The organism is Streptomyces niphimycinicus (genome assembly GCF_018883605.1).
Lineage (GTDB): Bacteria > Actinomycetota > Actinomycetes > Streptomycetales > Streptomycetaceae > Streptomyces > Streptomyces niphimycinicus.
Window position 1 is genome coordinate 1 of record NZ_JAHLEM010001130.1, and the last position, 535, is coordinate 535.

A 535-nucleotide genomic window follows, 5' to 3' on the forward strand; every position below is an offset into this window, starting at 1 on the left:
TGTCCTCGAAGTGTCGATGGACTCCGCGGAGACGTGGCCGAGGACACCGGCCACGTGTTCCTGCACCAGGCCCACGACCCGGTGTTCCCTCTCGGCCTCTGTTGCTCCGGCGAGTTGGTGCCGCAGTCCGGCCGGGGTGCCTCCGGTCCCGACTGCCTTACGGACGGGGGCGGTGACCAGGCCGCTCAGGATCGACGGCAATGTGCCCGCGGCGGCCTGTTCCCGCAGCGCCGGCATGTTCAGGGGCGTGGCCAGCACCATGGCCTCATCGGCGGCGAGCGCCGCATCGAACAGGGCCAGCCCTTGTTCGCTGCTGATGCTCGTCCCCACGGACCGGGAGATCCGTGACAGTTGCACCTCGGCCAGATCGGTGGTGAGTTCGCTGCGTTCTTCCCAGAACCCCCACGCGATCGACACCCCCGGCAACCCCTGCGCCCGCCGATGAACAGCCAACGCATCCAGAAACCCATTCGCCGCCGCATAACTCCCCTGACCCGCATTCCCCAACACACCCGCCGCCGACGAAAACAACACA

General features: G+C 67.9%; 1 protein-coding gene. It reads right to left on the minus strand.

Annotated elements, in window-relative coordinates; all coding sequences use genetic code 11:
- On the minus strand, positions 1 to 534 hold a 534-nt coding region (locus KN815_RS48190; protein ID WP_301184720.1), incomplete at its 3' end, for a beta-ketoacyl reductase.
- Between the last annotated feature and the right edge of the window lies 1 nt (position 535).